Here is a 15,307-nt window from a genome sequence, read left to right on the forward strand (position 1 = left end):
CTCACCCCGCCACCTTCACGGTCGTGGTCGCGCCCCAGAGGGCCAGCGACAGGAAGAAGTCGGTGACGCTGATCAGCACGATGGCGTTGCGCACGGAACGGCCGACGGCGATGCCGACGCCGGCGGGGCCGCCGGAGGCACGGAAGCCGTAGTAGCAGTGGGCGATGATCACCATCACGCTGAAGATCAGCACTTTGAACACCGAGAGGAGGACGTCCGTCGGTGACAGGAAGAGGTTGAAGTAGTGGTCGTACGTCCCCTGCGACTGGCCGTTGAACAGGACCGTCACATAGCGGGAGGCCAGGTAGGAGGAGAGCAGGCCGATCGCGTAGAGCGGGACGATGGCGACGACCCCCGCGATGATGCGGGTGGTGACCAGGTACGGCATGGAGCGGATGCCCATGCCTTCGAGGGCGTCGACCTCCTCGTTGATGCGCATGGCGCCGAGCTGGGCGGTGAAGCCGGCGCCGACGGTGGCGGAGAGGGCGAGTCCTGCGACGAGCGGGGCGATCTCCCGGGTGTTGAAGTAGGCGGACACGAAGCCGGTGAACGCGGCGGTGCCGATCTGTTCGAGGGCCGCGTATCCCTGGAGGCCGACGACGGTCCCGGTGAACAGCGTCATCGCGATCATGACGCCGATGGTGCCGCCGATGACGCCGAGGCCGCCGGAGCCGAAGGCGACCTCGGCGAGGAGCCGTTGCACCTCCTTGAGGTAGCGGCGCAGCGTCCGGGGGATCCAGAGCAGGGCCCTGACGTAGAACAGGAGCTGGTCACCCGACCGGTCGAGCCAGACGAACGGGGAGGCCATCGGTCAGCCCCCCTTCGGCGGGACGATCTGCAGGTAGATGCCCGTCATCACCATGTTCACGAAGAACAGCAGCATGAAGGTGATGACGACGGACTGGTTGACGGCGTCGCCGACCCCCTTGGGGCCGCCGCGGGGGTTGAGGCCCCGGTAGGCGGCGACGATGCCGGCGATGAACCCGAAGATCAGGGCCTTGAGTTCGCTGATGTAGAGGTCGGGCAGCTGGGCGAGGGCGGAGAAGCTGGAGAGGTAGGCGCCGGGGGTGCCGCCCTGGAGGATGATGTTGAAGAAGTAGCCGCCGAGGGTGCCGACGACGGAGACCATCCCGTTGAGGAGTACGGCGACCGCCATGGTGGCGAGGACGCGCGGGACGACGAGCCGCTGGACGGGCGAGACGCCCATGACCTCCATCGCGTCGAGCTCCTCCCGGATCTTGCGGGAGCCGAGGTCGGCGCAGATCGCGGAGCCGCCGGCGCCGGCGATCAGGAGGGCGACGATGAGCGGGCTCGCCTGCTGGATGACGGCGAGGACGCTGGCGCCGCCGGTGAACGACTGGGCGCCCAACTGCTGGGTGAGCGAGCCGACCTGGAGGGCGATCACGGCGCCGAACGGGATGGAGACGAGGGCGGCCGGAAGGATGGTGACGCTCGCGATGAACCAGAACTGTTCGAGGAACTCCCGGAACTGGAAGGGCCGCCGGAAGACGGCCCGGCTCACCTCGGCGGTGAGGGCGAAGAGACGGCCGGTCTGCCGCAGCGCGCCGGTGATCACGAGCCGCTCCCAGGGGGAGGCTCGGCGTTCCCGGAGGTCGGCATGGCGTTCCCCGGGGCCGGCGTGGTCGGGGTGATCACAAGACGCTCCCCGGGGTCGGCACGGACAGGGTGGGCGCCGCGGCGCTCCGCGCGTAGGTGTCGCGGATGGCGGCGCGGGCGGCGGGCGGCAGGCTGTCGAGCATGCCGAGGACCCGCTCCCGTCGTCGTGCGACGGCCGCGCGCGGCGGCAGGCCGGGTGACGGTTCCAGCTGCGGGACGATGACGGGGGGTCCGGCCGCCCGCTGGTTGGCGGGGTCCACCAACTCGGCGGCGAGCAGGGCGGCGTCCTTCTCCTCCGACATGCCGATGGGGCCTTCGCGGCGGCCGGCGAGGAACTGGGTCACGACCGGTTCGTCGCTGGTGAGCAGGACCTCGCGCGGACCGAAGGTGACCAGGTTGCGGCGGAAGAACATCCCCATGTTGTCGGGGACGGTGGCGGCGATGTCCAGGTTGTGGGTGACGATCAGCATCGTCGCGTCGATCCGTGCGTTGAGGTCGATCAGGAGCTGGGACAGATAGGCGGTGCGTACGGGGTCGAGACCGGAGTCCGGTTCGTCGCACAGCACGATCTGTGGGTCGAGCACGAGCGCACGGGCGAGGCCGGCGCGTTTGCGCATGCCTCCGCTGATCTCGCCCGGCAGCTTCCCCTCCGCGCCGAGCAGGCCGACGAGGTCGATCCGCTCCATCACGATGCGCCGGATCTCGGACTCCCGCTTGCGGGTGTGCTCGCGCAGCGGGAAGGCGATGTTGTCGAAGAGGGACATGGAGCCGAAGAGGGCGCCGTCCTGGAACATGAGGCCGAAGAGTTTCCGGGTCTCGTAGATGTCACGTTCGGGACTGCTGACCATGTCGACCCCGTTGATGAGGACACGTCCCTGCTGGGGTTTCAGCAGTCCGATGAGCGATTTCAGGAAGACCGTCTTTCCGGTACCGGAAGGGCCGAGCATCACGCTCACCTCTCCGGCCGGCAAGGTCAGTGTCACGTCCTGCCAGATGTTCTGCTTGCCAAAGGACATGGTCAGACCCTCAACGACTACTTCGATTCCCATCCCACCTCCAGCAAGCGTGCGTCGGGCGTGCGCCGCGGGCGCACGTTAAGTCGGTACGGATCACCCGGACAATAGCCGGGCGGAAAAATCCTTGATCCGCTCCCGCGTTTGTCACCGCGGAGACAAGGCGACGATTGCCTTTTGTCTCCGCCGAGACAGGTCGAACCTGCAGAGCTGCGCCGACCTGCGACTGCTCGCCGCCCCGGGAACGCTACGGCCGAGTAACCTTCTTCGGCAATACCGGATTCCGAGTTTTCCCGGGGCGGAACCGAACTTCGGAACAGTTGTCAGCCGGGAGACAGTTTCCCTCCGCCACTTGTCACCGGCGAGAGCAAGAACACCGCGCCGGCCGTCGGAGAGCGTCGAATACCGGTCTTTCCTCGAATCCGCCTGATCGATCATCATTGTCGACATTGCGCACCGCGGAACCAAGGGCGTCACCGTCACCGCTCACCCGCCTGACAGGCAATTAGGCATCTGCAAAGAATCATGGACTGCGCCATTGTTCAGCTAAGTTTCCCGCAAGTAACGTCAGGTTTCGCGGCCGAGAAATACCGGGCCGCCGGCCGCTCGACCCCCACCGCGGCCACCCTCTGCCGGTCAATCCCCAAGGAGAGTCCCAGAGCCATGAAGAAGCCCATGAGAAACATCGCCGTCGTCGCCGGAGCCGCCACGGCCGCGTTCGCCCTCGCGGTGAGCCCCGCCTCCGCGGTGCCCTCGACGGTCTGGACCGTCAACCCGACGCCGTCCAGCTTCACCGCGGTCAACAGCGGGAACGTCGTCCTGAGCGTCAACGGCATCGCCATGACGTGTACGAAGTCGAACGCCTCGGGCACGATGCAGAGCGCCACCGGCAACCCGGCGACCGTCGCCTCCATCAGCGCCATCGCCTTCGGCGCCACCGGCGCACCCTGCACCAGCGTCCTGGGCAACGTGACCACCGTCGCGACCACCCCCTGGACCGTGGTGGCGCAGGACTACACCGCGGCCACCGGCGTCACCAAGGGCTACGTCGGGAACGTCGACGCCAAGGTGACCGTCGGCGCCTGCGTCTTCCGCGTGACGGGCAAGGCCTCCGGCACGTACACCAACTCGACGGGCGCGCTCGCCGTCAACAGCCTCGCCGGCGAGCTCACGGTCGTCTCGTCGACCAACTGCGGCTCCGCCGTCCCGGTCGGTGCCAAGCCCACCTTCAAGGGCACCTACCTCGTCAAGAAGGCCGGCACCGTCACCATCCCGACGATCGTCGGCTCCAACCCGTAGGGCGCAGGAACCCGCGTCCGTCCGGCCGGCGACCCCGGCCGGGCGGACGCGGGCTGTCCGCACCCCCGACCACCTTCCCCTTCGCGCCCGCGCGCGCACGATCCGAGCGGAGCACCAGATGAGAAGCCGGCGAGCCGCCCCGCGACTCTCCCGCACCCAGGCACGCGGTGCGGCGATCGCCGCACTCGTGGCACTCGCCCCCCTTCTCCCCGCGGCGGCCGTCGCGCTGGGCTCGCACGAGGTCGACGCCGAGCTGCCCTACCTCTGCGCGCTGCCTTCCGGACAACAGCCCGCGACGGTACGGATCAAGGCGACCGTCCCCGACCGGGCGGCCGTCGGCGAGGCGGTCCGGCCGGCCGATGTCAGCACGACGGTGGAACTCCCGGCCCCGGCCGCGGCCGACCTGACCTCGCTCGGGGCGGCCACCGTACGGGCGGAGACACTGCTCACGGTCGGGGCGGACCAGAACGGGCAGCGTACGGACGTCACATGGCGCGGAACGGCGCAACCCCTCGCCGTACCCGCCGAAGGACCCCTCACCCTCACGACGACCGGCGACGTGCCCCTCCTGACGACGGACAGCGCCGGCGACCTGACCCTCACCGCCGGGGGTCTCGGCGTCGATCTCGCCCTGAGCGCGGCCGACGGCACGGCCACCACACCGCCGTCGGTCTCCGTCACCTGCGCCCCCGTCGAGGAGCCGGAGGGCGGCAGGGTACTGGCCACGGTTCCGATCGGCGCCGTCGCCACCGGAGAACCAAGCACGCCCCCCACGCCGTCGGCCGATCCCTCGTCGTCCTCTCCCTCGTCCCCCGCCCCTTCGACCGGGCCCGCGCTGCCGCCGCCCCCGGTGGAACGGGGGACGCCCCCGGGCGGACCGCGGACGGCTTCGAAGGACCCGGAGTCCGGGCCACGGCCGGACCGGGGCCCGAGGACCGCAGAGGCGGACGCGCCCGACGCCGCCCCGACGGAACGCCCGGCCGCACCGCCCTGCGTCAAGAAGGAGCCGACCTCCACGTCGCTGACCGCGTACATCACCGGCTACGCCAACGTGGGGAAACTGAAAGGCGCCTCGCTCATCCCGGTGTCCTGCGTCCTGATCGAGCAGGGCACACCGGAGATCGCCTTCCCGCCGGACGGCACCATACACATGTTCCAGAAGTCGGACGCCGAGCTCTCGTACCAGGGCCGCAAGCAGTCCCCGCCCTTCGAGGCCACCTTCCTGACGTTCGACTTCATGCCGGCCACGGCGACCATGGTCCTGGAACAGACGGGCCCCATGACGGTCGAGTCGGACGTCCTCCTCGTCTTTCCCGACAACATCGCGGAGACGTACGTCCGCGCGCCCCTCGTCCTGCGCGTCCTCGACGTCCAGGTCAACGGCGTCCGGCTGGACGTGGGCCCCTCGTGCCGTACGGCGAAGCCGCTCACCTCTCCCGAACCCGACCCGGCCAAGTACCCCGGGGACCATCTGGTGCTCCTGGGCAAGGGCCAGCTCATCAACGGCACCGACGCCACCGGCTACGTCCTCACCAGCGGTGGTCCGCTCACCGGCGAGGCGACCATCCCCGCCTTCAAGAACTGCGGCGCCGACGGCGAGAACCTCGACCGGCTCCTCACCGCGTCCATCTCCGGCCCCGGCAACCACATCAAGCAGATCCAGGGCCAGACCTGCGCCGTGGGTGTCGAGTTGCCCACCGAGGGCCAGTGCACCGAGGACCGCCAGCCGTACGTCGTCCCCAGGCCGGAGCGCTGAGCCGGCGCTCCCCCACCATCCCCACCGCCCCTCGTTCCCCTCTCCCGTCAACGGAAGGCTCCGCCATGCCCCTCGTCTCCTCCCGCACGAGACTCGCCACCCTCTCCGCCCTGACCGCGCTCGGCGCCTTCGCCTCCATGGGCACGGCGACCGCGGCCGTCCCCCAGCTGAACGGCAGCTGGGCGCCGTTCACCCGCTGCCCCGTCGACGCCCCGGCGCTCCTCGCCGCCGACGGCCTCGACAAGGCGCCGCAGTGCGTCTCCTCCTCCTCCGCCAGCGGCTCCATCAAGCTGGGCAACACGACCGTGATCACCGGCAGGACCGACCTCCAGATCGGCGTCGTCCAGAACGCCGACGGCACCAGCACGGTCGTCGCCCCCGCCGCCGGCTCGATCATCGCCGACTCCGCCACCGTCCCCGGCGGTCTGCTCGGCCTGATGTGCCCGAGCGACATCCCGTTCATCACCGACATCTGCCGGCAGCTGTCCGACGCCAGGCTCAACAAGATCACCGCCACCGTGGAGTCGATCGGAACCCCCGCGAACTTCGACCAGATCGCGGGCGTCCTGACCGACATGCCGATCGTCGACATCCCGGTCCGCATCCACCTGCAGAACCCGTTCCTCGGCAGCAACTGCTACATCGGGACGAAGTCCAACCCGATCATGCTCCGCCCGAGCAACGCCACGTCACCCTCCTTCGCCGTCGAGCGCTTCAACGGCGACGGCTCCCCGAACGAGGAAGGCGACATGAGCCGCCTCAACCTCCTCGGCTCCACCCAGGTCGACAAGACCTTCGCCGTCCCCGGCGCCAGCGGCTGCGGCCTCGGGCTGTTCGGCCTGATCGACGGCGCGGTCAACCTCAAGACGGGTCTGCCGTCCGCCGCCGGGAAGAACAGCCTCACGCTCAACAACACCCAGACCTACCTGACCGGCCTCTACGCGCCGGGCGTCGTCGCCCCCGACGCCGGAAAGGTCATGTCCCGGAACTGGCACTCCGCGGTCAACTGACGGTAGCGGTCAGCTCAAGACCACGGTCAACTAACGGCCAACCAGGGGCGATTCCCGGCCTACTCCGCGGCGCACACCGCTCCGGCACGCCAACTCTTGCGCAAGTTGTGTACAGCACACACCAGGTGTCCTAGCTTCAGCAGTCCACGTCGGTACGCGTCTGACGGCCGAGGCCGCGCCCACCACGCCAGGTCGGGGGGCCGCGCCGTCACTCCCCCCACCGGTCGCGCAGGAGAGCAAGGGATCGGTCCATGCCCGCAATCGCACAGTCACCGAGCACCGGTGAACCGCTCGACCCGCTCCCCAGGGAGTTCGCCGACTTGATGAGGCCGGAGATCCCCGGCCTCATCAAGGAGATAGGCGTGGAGATCCAGCGGGCCTACCCCGTGTACGCCCATCTCTTCAACGGACCCCACTCGGACGCGATCCGCCAGGGCGTGGAGCAGGCCCTGGCGGCCTTCGTCGAACGGGTCGCCACCCCGGGGACGCACTCGGCCCTCCGGGACGAACTCCTGCGCAAGTTCGGCCGGGTCGAGGCCTACGAGGGCCGTGACCTCGACACCCTGCAGGGTGCCTACCGCCTCGGCGCGCGCATCGCACTGCGCCGGGCCAGGAGCATCGGCCGCACGTACAACCTCTCCCCCACCCTCATCCTGGCCTTCGCCGACGCCCTCTTCGCCTACGTCGAAGAGCTCGAAGCCCTGTCCCGCGAGGGCTACGTCATGGTCCAGGCCCGCGCGGCGACCGACGTGGCGGCGCTCCGCAGACAGTTGCTGCACCTCGTCGTCGCCGGCCCCCCGCTGCCCCGGGCGACCATCGCCGAACTGTGCCAGGAGGCCTCCTGGCAGCTCCCCGCCGAATGCACCCTGGTCGCCCTCCGCCCGCCGGTCGCCGAACTCGTCCAGGCGGGCCTCGACCGGGACGTCCTCGCCGACCTCGGCCTCCCCCAACCGCACCTGCTCATCCCCGGCCCGCTCACCGCCGAGCGCCTCGCGATGCTCGGCCACGCCCTGGCCGGCACCCCCGCCGTCGTCGGCCTGACCGTGCCGCCGGGCCAGGCCGCCCACTCCATCCGCTGGGCGCGGCGCGTCCTCGAGCTCATCGACGAGGGCGTCGTGGCGGACGCCCCCGTCGTGCACTGCGAGGACCACCTGACAACGTTATGGTTACTGTCCGATCCGGCCCTCGTGGCCCAGCTCGCCTCCCGCGAACTGGCCCCGCTCGACGGCCTGACCGGCACCCGGCGCGACCGGCTGATCGAGACCCTGCGCGTCCACATCTCCACCCGGGCTCCCGCCGAACAGGTCGGCGAACTCCTCGGCGTCCACGCCCAGACGGTCCGCTACCGGCTGCGGAACCTGGACAGCCACTTCGGCGACCGGCTCCTCGACCCCGACCACCGCTTCGCCCTGGAGGCGGCCCTGCGCTCCCTCCACCTCTCCGGCCCCCGGGACGGCCGGGCCGGACCGGACCCGACGGGCCGGAGGGGTCAGCGGTAGTACCCCTCGAACACGGCCCGCGCCTCCTCGTACAGCGCGGGGCCCTCCTCGGGCACGGGCGGCAGGCCGCTGCCCGGCCTGATGTCCAGGAGCTGTTCGTCGGAGAGGGCGAACACCACCCGTCGCAGCCCGGCCCGCCGGACGACCGCCTCGCACATCCCGCACGGCCGGCAGCTGGTGTACATCGTGGTGCCCGCCGCCGTCTCCGCGTCCAGCTCCCGCGCGGCCCATCTCGCGAGCTTCAGTTCCGGGTGCGCGGTGACGTCGTCGTCGGTGAGGGTCGTGTTGCGCTCCTCGGCCAGCACCGTCCCGTCCGGTCCCACCAGCAGCGATCCGAACGGCGGGTTGCCGCTCGCGCGCGCCTCGGCCGCGAGCGCGATGGCCCGCCGGAGGAGGGCGTGGTCGTCGGATGTGGTCATGACTGCTCCGTTCGGTCGAGGGGTGTGTGCGCGGCCACCGTGGCGAGGGCCTGCCAGGCCTCTTGCGGGCGGCAGGTCTCGCCGGGGTCGCCGTGGTAGGTGTCCAGGACGACGGACTCGGCTCCCAGCGAACGCAGTTGGTCGAGGTCGCCCATGACCTGGTCGACGGTGCCTTCACCGGCGATCCGTTCCGGGCCGTCGACCGGCGCCGCGGTGAGCCGGAGGGCGATCCGGGGAGCCAGGGCCGGGACGGGGAGCCCGTACTCGTCCGCGTACGCCTCCACCCTCCCGGCGGCCTCGCGCAGCCACGGCAGGGTGGGGCGCAGCGGATGCCACGCGTCACCGAGCCGTACGGCCCGGCGCAGTCCCGCGTCGCTGTTGCCGCCGACCCACAGGGGAATCCTCCGGCCTCCGTAGGAGGCGGTGTCCGCCCAGGCCGCCCGGATGTCGCGCAGGTGGTCGTCGGTCAGCCGTCCCCGCTGTGCGAACGGGATGCCGAGGGCGGCGAACTCCTGCCGTGCCCAGCCCACTCCCACGCCGAGGACCAGCCGGCCGCCGCTCAGCTCGTCCAGGTTGGCCGCCATCCGCGCGGTGAGCAGCGGGTTCCGGTAGGGCGCGACGAGGACCGTCGTGCCGAGCCGGATCCGGGTGGTGAGGCCCGCCAGCCACGACAGGGTGGTGAAGGGCTCGTAGAAGGGTGCCGGGTAGCGTTCGGCGACGTCGGGCGTGATGGCGACGTGGTCGGAGACCATCAGCAGGTCGAATCCCAGGCCCTCCACGGTCCGGGCCCAGTTCCGCAGGACTCCCGGGTCGGTTCCGGGGCCGAAGTTGAGGACGTTGACGCCGATCTTCATGCAATGGAGCCTAGTCAGGAGACAGGGCTGGCAGAAGGCATTCCTGCCGGTACCGGCGCGGTTTCACCGTGGATCTCCCGGTAATCTGACCACATGACCGAGAGTCTTGACGCCACGGACTGGACGATCCTGGACGAGGTCCAGAAGAACGGCCGGATTGCGTTCACGGAGCTGGCGCGGCGGGTGAACCTGAGCACCTCGGCGACGACGGAGCGGGTGCGACGCCTCGAGGCGGCCGGAGTGATCACGGGGTACCGGGCGGAGGTAGATCTGGAGCGGACCGGGCACCCGGTGCTGGCGGTGGTACGGCTCAAGTACCCCGGCCCGGGGACCCGGCACGAGCCGCTGCGTCGGCTGCTCGGGGAGCGTCCGGAGATCCTGGAGTGCCTGCGCACCACCGGCGACGACTGCTACGTCATGAAGGTGGCGACCGCGTCGATGGCCCACCTGGAGGAGATCGTCGACGAACTGGCGGAGTTCGGGAGCACGACCACCAACCTCGTCCTCAGCCGGACGCTCCCGCTCCGCGGCCCACGAGCCCCCGGGTCCGATGCCGCCCGTCGTTCCGAATAGGCCTGGAAGGTCATGGACACAGCACGGCATTTCGGCAGCAACCCCCGACCGAGGACGAAGTCCGCCTGCCCCCGGAGGGCACGGCCACGCCGGACGGGTCACTCACCAGCCGTGTGATCGGCCGTCTGGCCACCCGCGTGAACGCTCTCGACACCCCTCGACCGGACCATGAGGACCACCCCGCCGTCACCGTCCCCTTCGCTCCCCCGTAGCAGCCGGCCCGGCGGCTGAGCCCGGTGACGACAACCCTGCCGTCCGGGTCGCCGGGGACCGCACGCATGAGGCCCGGATCCACAGGATCCGGGCCTCATGTCACGTCAGTAGCGGGGACAGGATTTGAACCTGCGACCTCTGGGTTATGAGCCCAGCGAGCTACCGAGCTGCTCCACCCCGCGTCGGTAGGCACAACACTACGCCACCCGCGGCACCCTCAAAACCAGATGTCGCTGTCACGCCCGCGATGCCGTGTCGGACGCCGCGTGGGGCGGGCGCCACCACGGCGTGCGGCTGCGCGGCCGCGAGCGTCGGTGTTCCGGCCGCCGCCCATCTGCGAAAACGCGTACGCGGCGTGGCCCGCGGCCCGTAACGATCGGGCACGTCCTGTCAGGCCGTCCGGTCCGGAACTTCCCCACGATCCCGTTCGGGGCCCGACGGTCGTCCAGCCGTTCATGCCCCCGCAACGACCGGACGAACTCCGCTCGGCATCGGACAGTTCATGGCGACGCATCACGCCACCATGATCCACAAGCGGTGATCGTGTGAAGACACCGCCTGGGCGGATACCGTTCCCCGGGGCGGTCGACGGGCCTGCCCCGGGCGCGTGGCGAGTGGTGCGGGACGCTGTGGGCCGGTCTACCGGCCGGGGTCCGTTCGTCCGCTCGCCCGGCCCGAGAGCCGAAGTACAGCCAGGGGTGGGGAACATGGGAATGCCGCGATCCGTGAGTCGTCGAGCGCTTCTGCTCGGCGGGGTCGTCGTCCTGGGGGGCGGTGCCGGCGCGTGCGGGCCCGCCGCCGACGGCGACGCGCCCGTGCACGGGAAGGTACGGACCGACCTCGAACCGCTCCGGCGCCGGTTCTCCGCGATCGGCCGGCTCTCCGACGCCCACTGGCTGGCCTACAACCCGGACGACTCGGGTCGCGAACTGCTTCCCGACCAGGACCCGCGGACCCGCCTGGTCGGGACCGCCCACCTGCCCGTGGGAACGGTCGGGGCGATCGTCGCGCGGTCCGGGCACGACTTCGCGCCCTCCACCCCGGTCCCACCGCCGGAGGCCCTGGCGGAGTTCCTGCCGGCCGGAGCCGGATGGCTGCGCAGCCCCGGCTACGACAGCGCTGTCACCCGCTCCCTCTACCACGGCACGTTCCACCTGGACCCCGTGACGGACGTGGTCTACTTCGACGCGCTCAACCCGGAGATCGTCTCCGGGACGCCCACGGTGACTCCCACGGTGCCTTCCTCGGTGACTTCCTCGGTGACTTCCTCGGGCACCCCTTAGGGGGTGCCCGACAGACCATCCCCGGAGGCCCCCTGGCGGTCCGTCACGAACTGACCCTGCTCGTCGCGGCCGTTCAGCGGACGGCGAGGGCGACGATCTGCGTGACCGCTTCCTTGTCGAAGTTGTCGTCGCTGACCAGGATCAGTGAGCGTTCACCGGACGGCAGGGCGGGTCCCCACGTCATGCCCTCGGTGTTGTCGACGGTGGACAGGCCCAGGGTGTCGAAGTCCGCGAGGAGCTTCTTCCGCATCGGTACGACGCGCTGTCCGGCCAGGGAGTCCATCGCCCGCACATCGGTCGCCCCGCGCGTGGTGGCGTCGTACAGGCGGATCTTGTATCCCGCGCCGGCGACCCAGGTGCGTTCGAGCACGAGGTAGCGGTGGGGGTCGTCGGGGAAGGCGAGGAGCGAGGGGACGCCGGTGTCCGGGCCCCACGGGCTCTCGGGGTCGGACTCGGCGAAGATCTTCTCGATGGGGTAGGCGAACTGACCGAGCGTCCGGCCCGCGCGGTTCTGCTGCGTGACCCGGACGAGCGCGCCGTTGCGAAGGTCGGGCACCGGGCCGTCCTGGATCAGCGGGCCCTCGATCGCGCTGGTCACCACCCGCCCGTGGGAGCCGAAGGTGAACGCCTCGATCCCCTGGTTCCGGCGCGGCCCGCGCTCTTCCGCGGAGATCTCGTAGTTCGGCGGCAGCCGCAGCTGACCGAGGTAGGTGCCGGTGGGCGAGGCGAACTGGAGCGACGGCTGGATCAGCGGGGCGCCGGCCGCCGTGGGCCGGTCGCCTTCCTGCCCCCACCAGTAGCGGCAGCTGACCGGGTCGACCCGGATCTCCTCCGGGTCGACGGCCTTGCCGTCCGCGGCGGACGGCGCCGGGTAGACCGAGCCGTCCGGCTGGCGGAACGCGTGGGTGCCGGTGAAGTCGACGGAGCGCACGCCGTCGGCGCCCACGTCCAGCCTGGCGGTGTAGAAACGCGCGGGCTGGAGGTACGAGCGGTCGTCGCTGATGAACACGTACTCGCCGGTGCACCGGTCGCGGTCGATGCCGGAGAGGCCGCCGACGGTGGTGCCCTGGAAGTCCAGCTTGTACGGAACGATCTTCTCGCCGAGCAGTCGGGCCTTCAGCGGCGGCTCCGACTTCTCCGGGGGGACGCCGGGTTGGCCTGCGGCGGCCACCGCGGGGGTCAGCGCCGTCGTCAGGAGCAGGGCCGCCACGCACGCGCGGCGAATCAGGGATGTCCTCATGCGGATGATCATGACCCGGCCCGGCCCGCGCCACAGTCACCCACACGGGTATTGCTGCCGACGCCCCGCTGTCATCACCCGTCCGCCGCGACACCACCCGCCGCGAGCACGACGTCGCCGTCGGGACCGGCACCGAACGGGAAGGGAAGCGCCACGCCCGGTCGGCGGTCCAGGTGTCGCCCTCCGCGTCGGCGTACGGCGTGGTGCCGTCCGTCCCGGAGTCGACCGCGGTCCGGTACGCCGGGACGGCCACGGCGGGAACGGGGCTTGTCTCGACTTGATCCCTCCTTCCCGGAAGGAGGGATCACCGCTGAAGCATGTAAGAGGGACGACCGGTTCGCCGACTCCGGCGCCCGCTCCCCCGCTCGGACACGCCACGCTATTCCTGCCGCACAATTCACCTGTGACTCAGCCGCCCCATCGGGCCTTTGCTGTTACATCTTCACGGAATGACCACCGTATGGTGATCAGTCGGTCCGTACGCCTTCTCATCGGCGTCGCGGCCACATTAAGATTGCTCTGCGTGCCGGGCAACTCGCGGCGTGTGACGCAGGGCGCTGCCTCCAGTTACCGGTTTCACAATTCGTCATCGGATCCGTGACTTATGGAATTGGGTGACCCATGCCTCCTCGGCTTGTCGGCCATCAAGGCTCCTTGGCTGGACAGCAGTTCCCGATCGGTACCACACCGGTAACACTGGGTCGCAACGGCGACAACAGCATAGTGATAGTCGGCGGGAACGTCTCACGCTTTCACGCCGAAGTACGCCGCGAGGGCCACGGATTCGTGCTGTACGACAGTGGCAGCAGTAATGGAACACAAGTCAACGGCGCGCGTGTGACCTCGCACGAACTGCAGCCCGGAGATCTCATCGAGATCGGAACCGAGACGTTCCGTTTCGAAGCGGCCGACGCGATGGAGACCATCCTCGATCTCTCCGTGCTGCGGCCGCTCGGTCCCTCCTCCCAGGCGGCCCTGGCGGCGGGGCCGGTACTGAACGTCACGGTTTCGGGCGGTGGCCCCGTCGGCTTGAGTTTCGCCCTGCTCCTGGAACACCTCATGGGGCATCGTGTCGCCATCACCGTGTACGACGGCCGCTGGACGCAGGACGGGGCGAAGGTCGTCTGGAAGAGCGAAAGCCAGGGCAACATACGCCGGCAGCAGGTCGTCACGGTGCAGAGCCGCCAGTACCTGAACCTCCCCGACGAGGTCCAGGGACGACTGTTCCGCGGCGACGCGTACTCCGAGATGTGGCCGGTCGGCCCCGACTCGATCCGCGGCTACAGCCCGAGGAACCTCCGAATCGCCTACATCGAGGACACGCTCCTCGAACTGGCCAACGAAAAGCCGGACCGTATCCGGCTGGTCCCCGCCGCGTTCGACGCGGCCGAGCACCAGAAGTCCGGGACCAGGGATCACGTACTCGCCATTTGCGAGGGCGGCCGCTCCCGAACGCGGGAGTATTTCGCCGACAAGTTCGGAAACGCCGACAAGTCCATCTATTCGCTGCACGGTCAGCATGTTCAGGACGTCGTCCTGGGGCTACGCGTCAAGTCGACCCTGACGGACCCCATGACGGTCCTGCTGACCGTGGCCCAGAACCGGTTTCTCCTCAACGCCCTTCGCGGCGAGGGATTCCTGAACATGCGGCTCACCGACGCCGAGGCCGCGGAAGTGGTCGGCATCGATCCGGTCCGGCACGTGTTCGAGGAGTGCATCGCCTCACGCCCGTGCGTCATGGGACGCGACGACCATGGCGATTTCCAGTGCTCGACGCACAGCACGCTCTTCCTGCCGGCCATGGTCAGGGGTTCGGCCCTGTGGAAGCGGGCGTTGGAGGGGTTGGCGCTGTTCGGCGTCGCCGAGAAGGACCTGAGCGCCGTCACCGCCTTCCGGCTCGACATGGTGCAGCGCCCCAGGTTCACCACTCGTCTGCACTCGTCCACGTCCACCTCCCCCGGAACGTACGGATTCCTCCTCGGGGACGCCGCCAACGCCATCCACTTCTGGCCGGGCCGCGGGCTCAACAGCGGCCTGGGTTCCGCCATCTCGCTGGCCCGGTCCCTCAACGGAGCCTGGACGGGCAGGCCGTTCCGCGACGCCGACTTCGCACGTCACGAAGCGGCGATGTCCATGCTCCAGTACCGGCACAAGAGCCGCGCCTGGAACACGATGATCACCACCGACGAGAACGGCGTCAGCCGCCCGATCAAGGAGAAGATCGCCCAGAGCATCGAGGAGTGGGAGGGGAAGGACCTCGACAGGAACGCGGAGATCGACGCCCTCATGGAACGACTGCGGTCGATCCGCGACCGGCTGGCGTCACGCGTACCCGGCATGCCCGACGACCCGACTCTCCGGAACCACCTGGAGTCGCTCGGCTCGTCGACCCTGCGCACGCTGTGGGAGAGCGGAGCGTGGGACACCCTGATCGTCGGGGGCGAAGAGGTGGACATCGACATCTTCTACCAGCAGGGTCCACCGCTCGCGGCCCCCACGGCGAAGACCCCCGCGGCATCGTGATCACGGAG

General features: G+C 70.0%; 13 protein-coding genes and 1 tRNA gene. 7 read left to right on the plus strand and 7 right to left on the minus strand.

From position 1 onward, the window contains the following. Nucleotide 1 precedes the first annotated feature (1 nt). The 3 genes from ACFWUY_RS26930 to ACFWUY_RS26940 all read right to left on the minus strand — a co-directional run bounded on the left by ACFWUY_RS26930 (nucleotide 2) and on the right by ACFWUY_RS26940 (nucleotide 2,666). Entirely contained in the window at nucleotides 2-808 is an 807-nt protein-coding gene (locus ACFWUY_RS26930; RefSeq protein WP_384114526.1) for an MlaE family ABC transporter permease, read from the minus strand. 3 nt (nucleotides 809-811) lie between these two features. After that, nucleotides 812-1,576, minus strand: a complete 765-nt coding sequence (locus tag ACFWUY_RS26935; RefSeq protein WP_351214226.1) for an ABC transporter permease — start codon at nucleotides 1,574-1,576, stop codon at nucleotides 812-814. A gap of 76 nt (nucleotides 1,577-1,652) precedes the next feature. Further along, a complete protein-coding gene (locus ACFWUY_RS26940) occupies nucleotides 1,653-2,666 on the minus strand; it encodes an ABC transporter ATP-binding protein (RefSeq protein WP_384114536.1) in 1,014 nt (337 codons plus the stop codon). Nucleotides 2,667-3,293: 627 nt separating this feature from the next. Between ACFWUY_RS26940 and ACFWUY_RS26945 the strand changes: the two genes are divergently transcribed. The 4 genes from ACFWUY_RS26945 (at nucleotide 3,294) to ACFWUY_RS26960 (ending at nucleotide 8,194) form a co-directional block, all read left to right on the plus strand. Beyond that, nucleotides 3,294-3,929: a hypothetical protein gene (locus tag ACFWUY_RS26945; RefSeq protein WP_384114541.1), complete on the plus strand. Its 636-nt coding sequence runs from the start codon at nucleotides 3,294-3,296 to the stop codon at nucleotides 3,927-3,929. A 118-nt stretch (nucleotides 3,930-4,047) separates the two neighbouring features. Beyond that, on the plus strand, nucleotides 4,048-5,685 hold the full coding sequence (locus tag ACFWUY_RS26950) for a DUF6801 domain-containing protein (RefSeq protein ID WP_384114548.1): 1,638 nt from the start codon (nucleotides 4,048-4,050) through the stop codon (nucleotides 5,683-5,685). 65 nt (nucleotides 5,686-5,750) lie between these two features. Continuing rightward, the gene (locus ACFWUY_RS26955; RefSeq protein ID WP_384114553.1) at nucleotides 5,751-6,695 is read left to right on the plus strand and encodes a hypothetical protein; all 945 of its coding nucleotides are present in this window, start codon (nucleotides 5,751-5,753) and stop codon (nucleotides 6,693-6,695) included. 251 nt (nucleotides 6,696-6,946) lie between these two features. Further along, nucleotides 6,947-8,194 (plus strand): helix-turn-helix domain-containing protein, encoded by a 1,248-nt coding sequence (locus ACFWUY_RS26960; RefSeq protein WP_384114560.1) that lies wholly within the window; start codon nucleotides 6,947-6,949, stop codon nucleotides 8,192-8,194. On the opposite strand, the gene ACFWUY_RS26965 is transcribed toward ACFWUY_RS26960, so the two are convergent. Together ACFWUY_RS26965 and ACFWUY_RS26970 are read right to left on the minus strand one after the other, a co-directional pair. Further along, nucleotides 8,185-8,613: a nucleoside deaminase gene (locus tag ACFWUY_RS26965; protein WP_384114565.1), complete on the minus strand. Its 429-nt coding sequence runs from the start codon at nucleotides 8,611-8,613 to the stop codon at nucleotides 8,185-8,187. The genes ACFWUY_RS26960 and ACFWUY_RS26965 overlap by 10 nt on opposite strands. Further along, on the minus strand, nucleotides 8,610-9,467 hold the full coding sequence (locus tag ACFWUY_RS26970; protein ID WP_384114572.1) for an LLM class flavin-dependent oxidoreductase: 858 nt from the start codon (nucleotides 9,465-9,467) through the stop codon (nucleotides 8,610-8,612). Before ACFWUY_RS26970 ends, ACFWUY_RS26965 begins: the two co-directional genes overlap by 4 nt. A 93-nt stretch (nucleotides 9,468-9,560) precedes the next feature. Here ACFWUY_RS26970 and ACFWUY_RS26975 point away from each other — a divergent pair, with 93 nt between their 5' ends. Beyond that, the gene (locus ACFWUY_RS26975) at nucleotides 9,561-10,040 is read left to right on the plus strand and encodes an Lrp/AsnC family transcriptional regulator (protein ID WP_384114577.1); all 480 of its coding nucleotides are present in this window, start codon (nucleotides 9,561-9,563) and stop codon (nucleotides 10,038-10,040) included. A 321-nt stretch (nucleotides 10,041-10,361) separates the two neighbouring features. Here ACFWUY_RS26975 and ACFWUY_RS26980 read toward each other — a convergent pair. Beyond that, a tRNA-Met gene (locus ACFWUY_RS26980) sits at nucleotides 10,362-10,435 on the minus strand. A 543-nt stretch (nucleotides 10,436-10,978) separates the two neighbouring features. Here ACFWUY_RS26980 and ACFWUY_RS26985 point away from each other — a divergent pair. Beyond that, nucleotides 10,979-11,536 (plus strand): hypothetical protein, encoded by a 558-nt coding sequence (locus ACFWUY_RS26985; protein ID WP_384114583.1) that lies wholly within the window; start codon nucleotides 10,979-10,981, stop codon nucleotides 11,534-11,536. A 73-nt stretch (nucleotides 11,537-11,609) separates the two neighbouring features. On the opposite strand, the gene ACFWUY_RS26990 is transcribed toward ACFWUY_RS26985, so the two are convergent. Further along, complete coding sequence (locus tag ACFWUY_RS26990; RefSeq protein WP_384114588.1) at nucleotides 11,610-12,776, minus strand: esterase-like activity of phytase family protein; 1,167 nt, start codon at nucleotides 12,774-12,776, stop codon at nucleotides 11,610-11,612. Between the two features lie 621 nt (nucleotides 12,777-13,397). On the opposite strand from ACFWUY_RS26990, the gene ACFWUY_RS26995 reads away from it, so the two are divergent. Then, nucleotides 13,398-15,299: an FHA domain-containing protein gene (locus tag ACFWUY_RS26995; RefSeq protein ID WP_384114595.1), complete on the plus strand. Its 1,902-nt coding sequence runs from the start codon at nucleotides 13,398-13,400 to the stop codon at nucleotides 15,297-15,299. Nucleotides 15,300-15,307: the final 8 nt, after the last annotated feature.

Source organism: Streptomyces sp. NPDC058664, assembly GCF_042716635.1.
Lineage (GTDB): Bacteria > Actinomycetota > Actinomycetes > Streptomycetales > Streptomycetaceae > Streptomyces.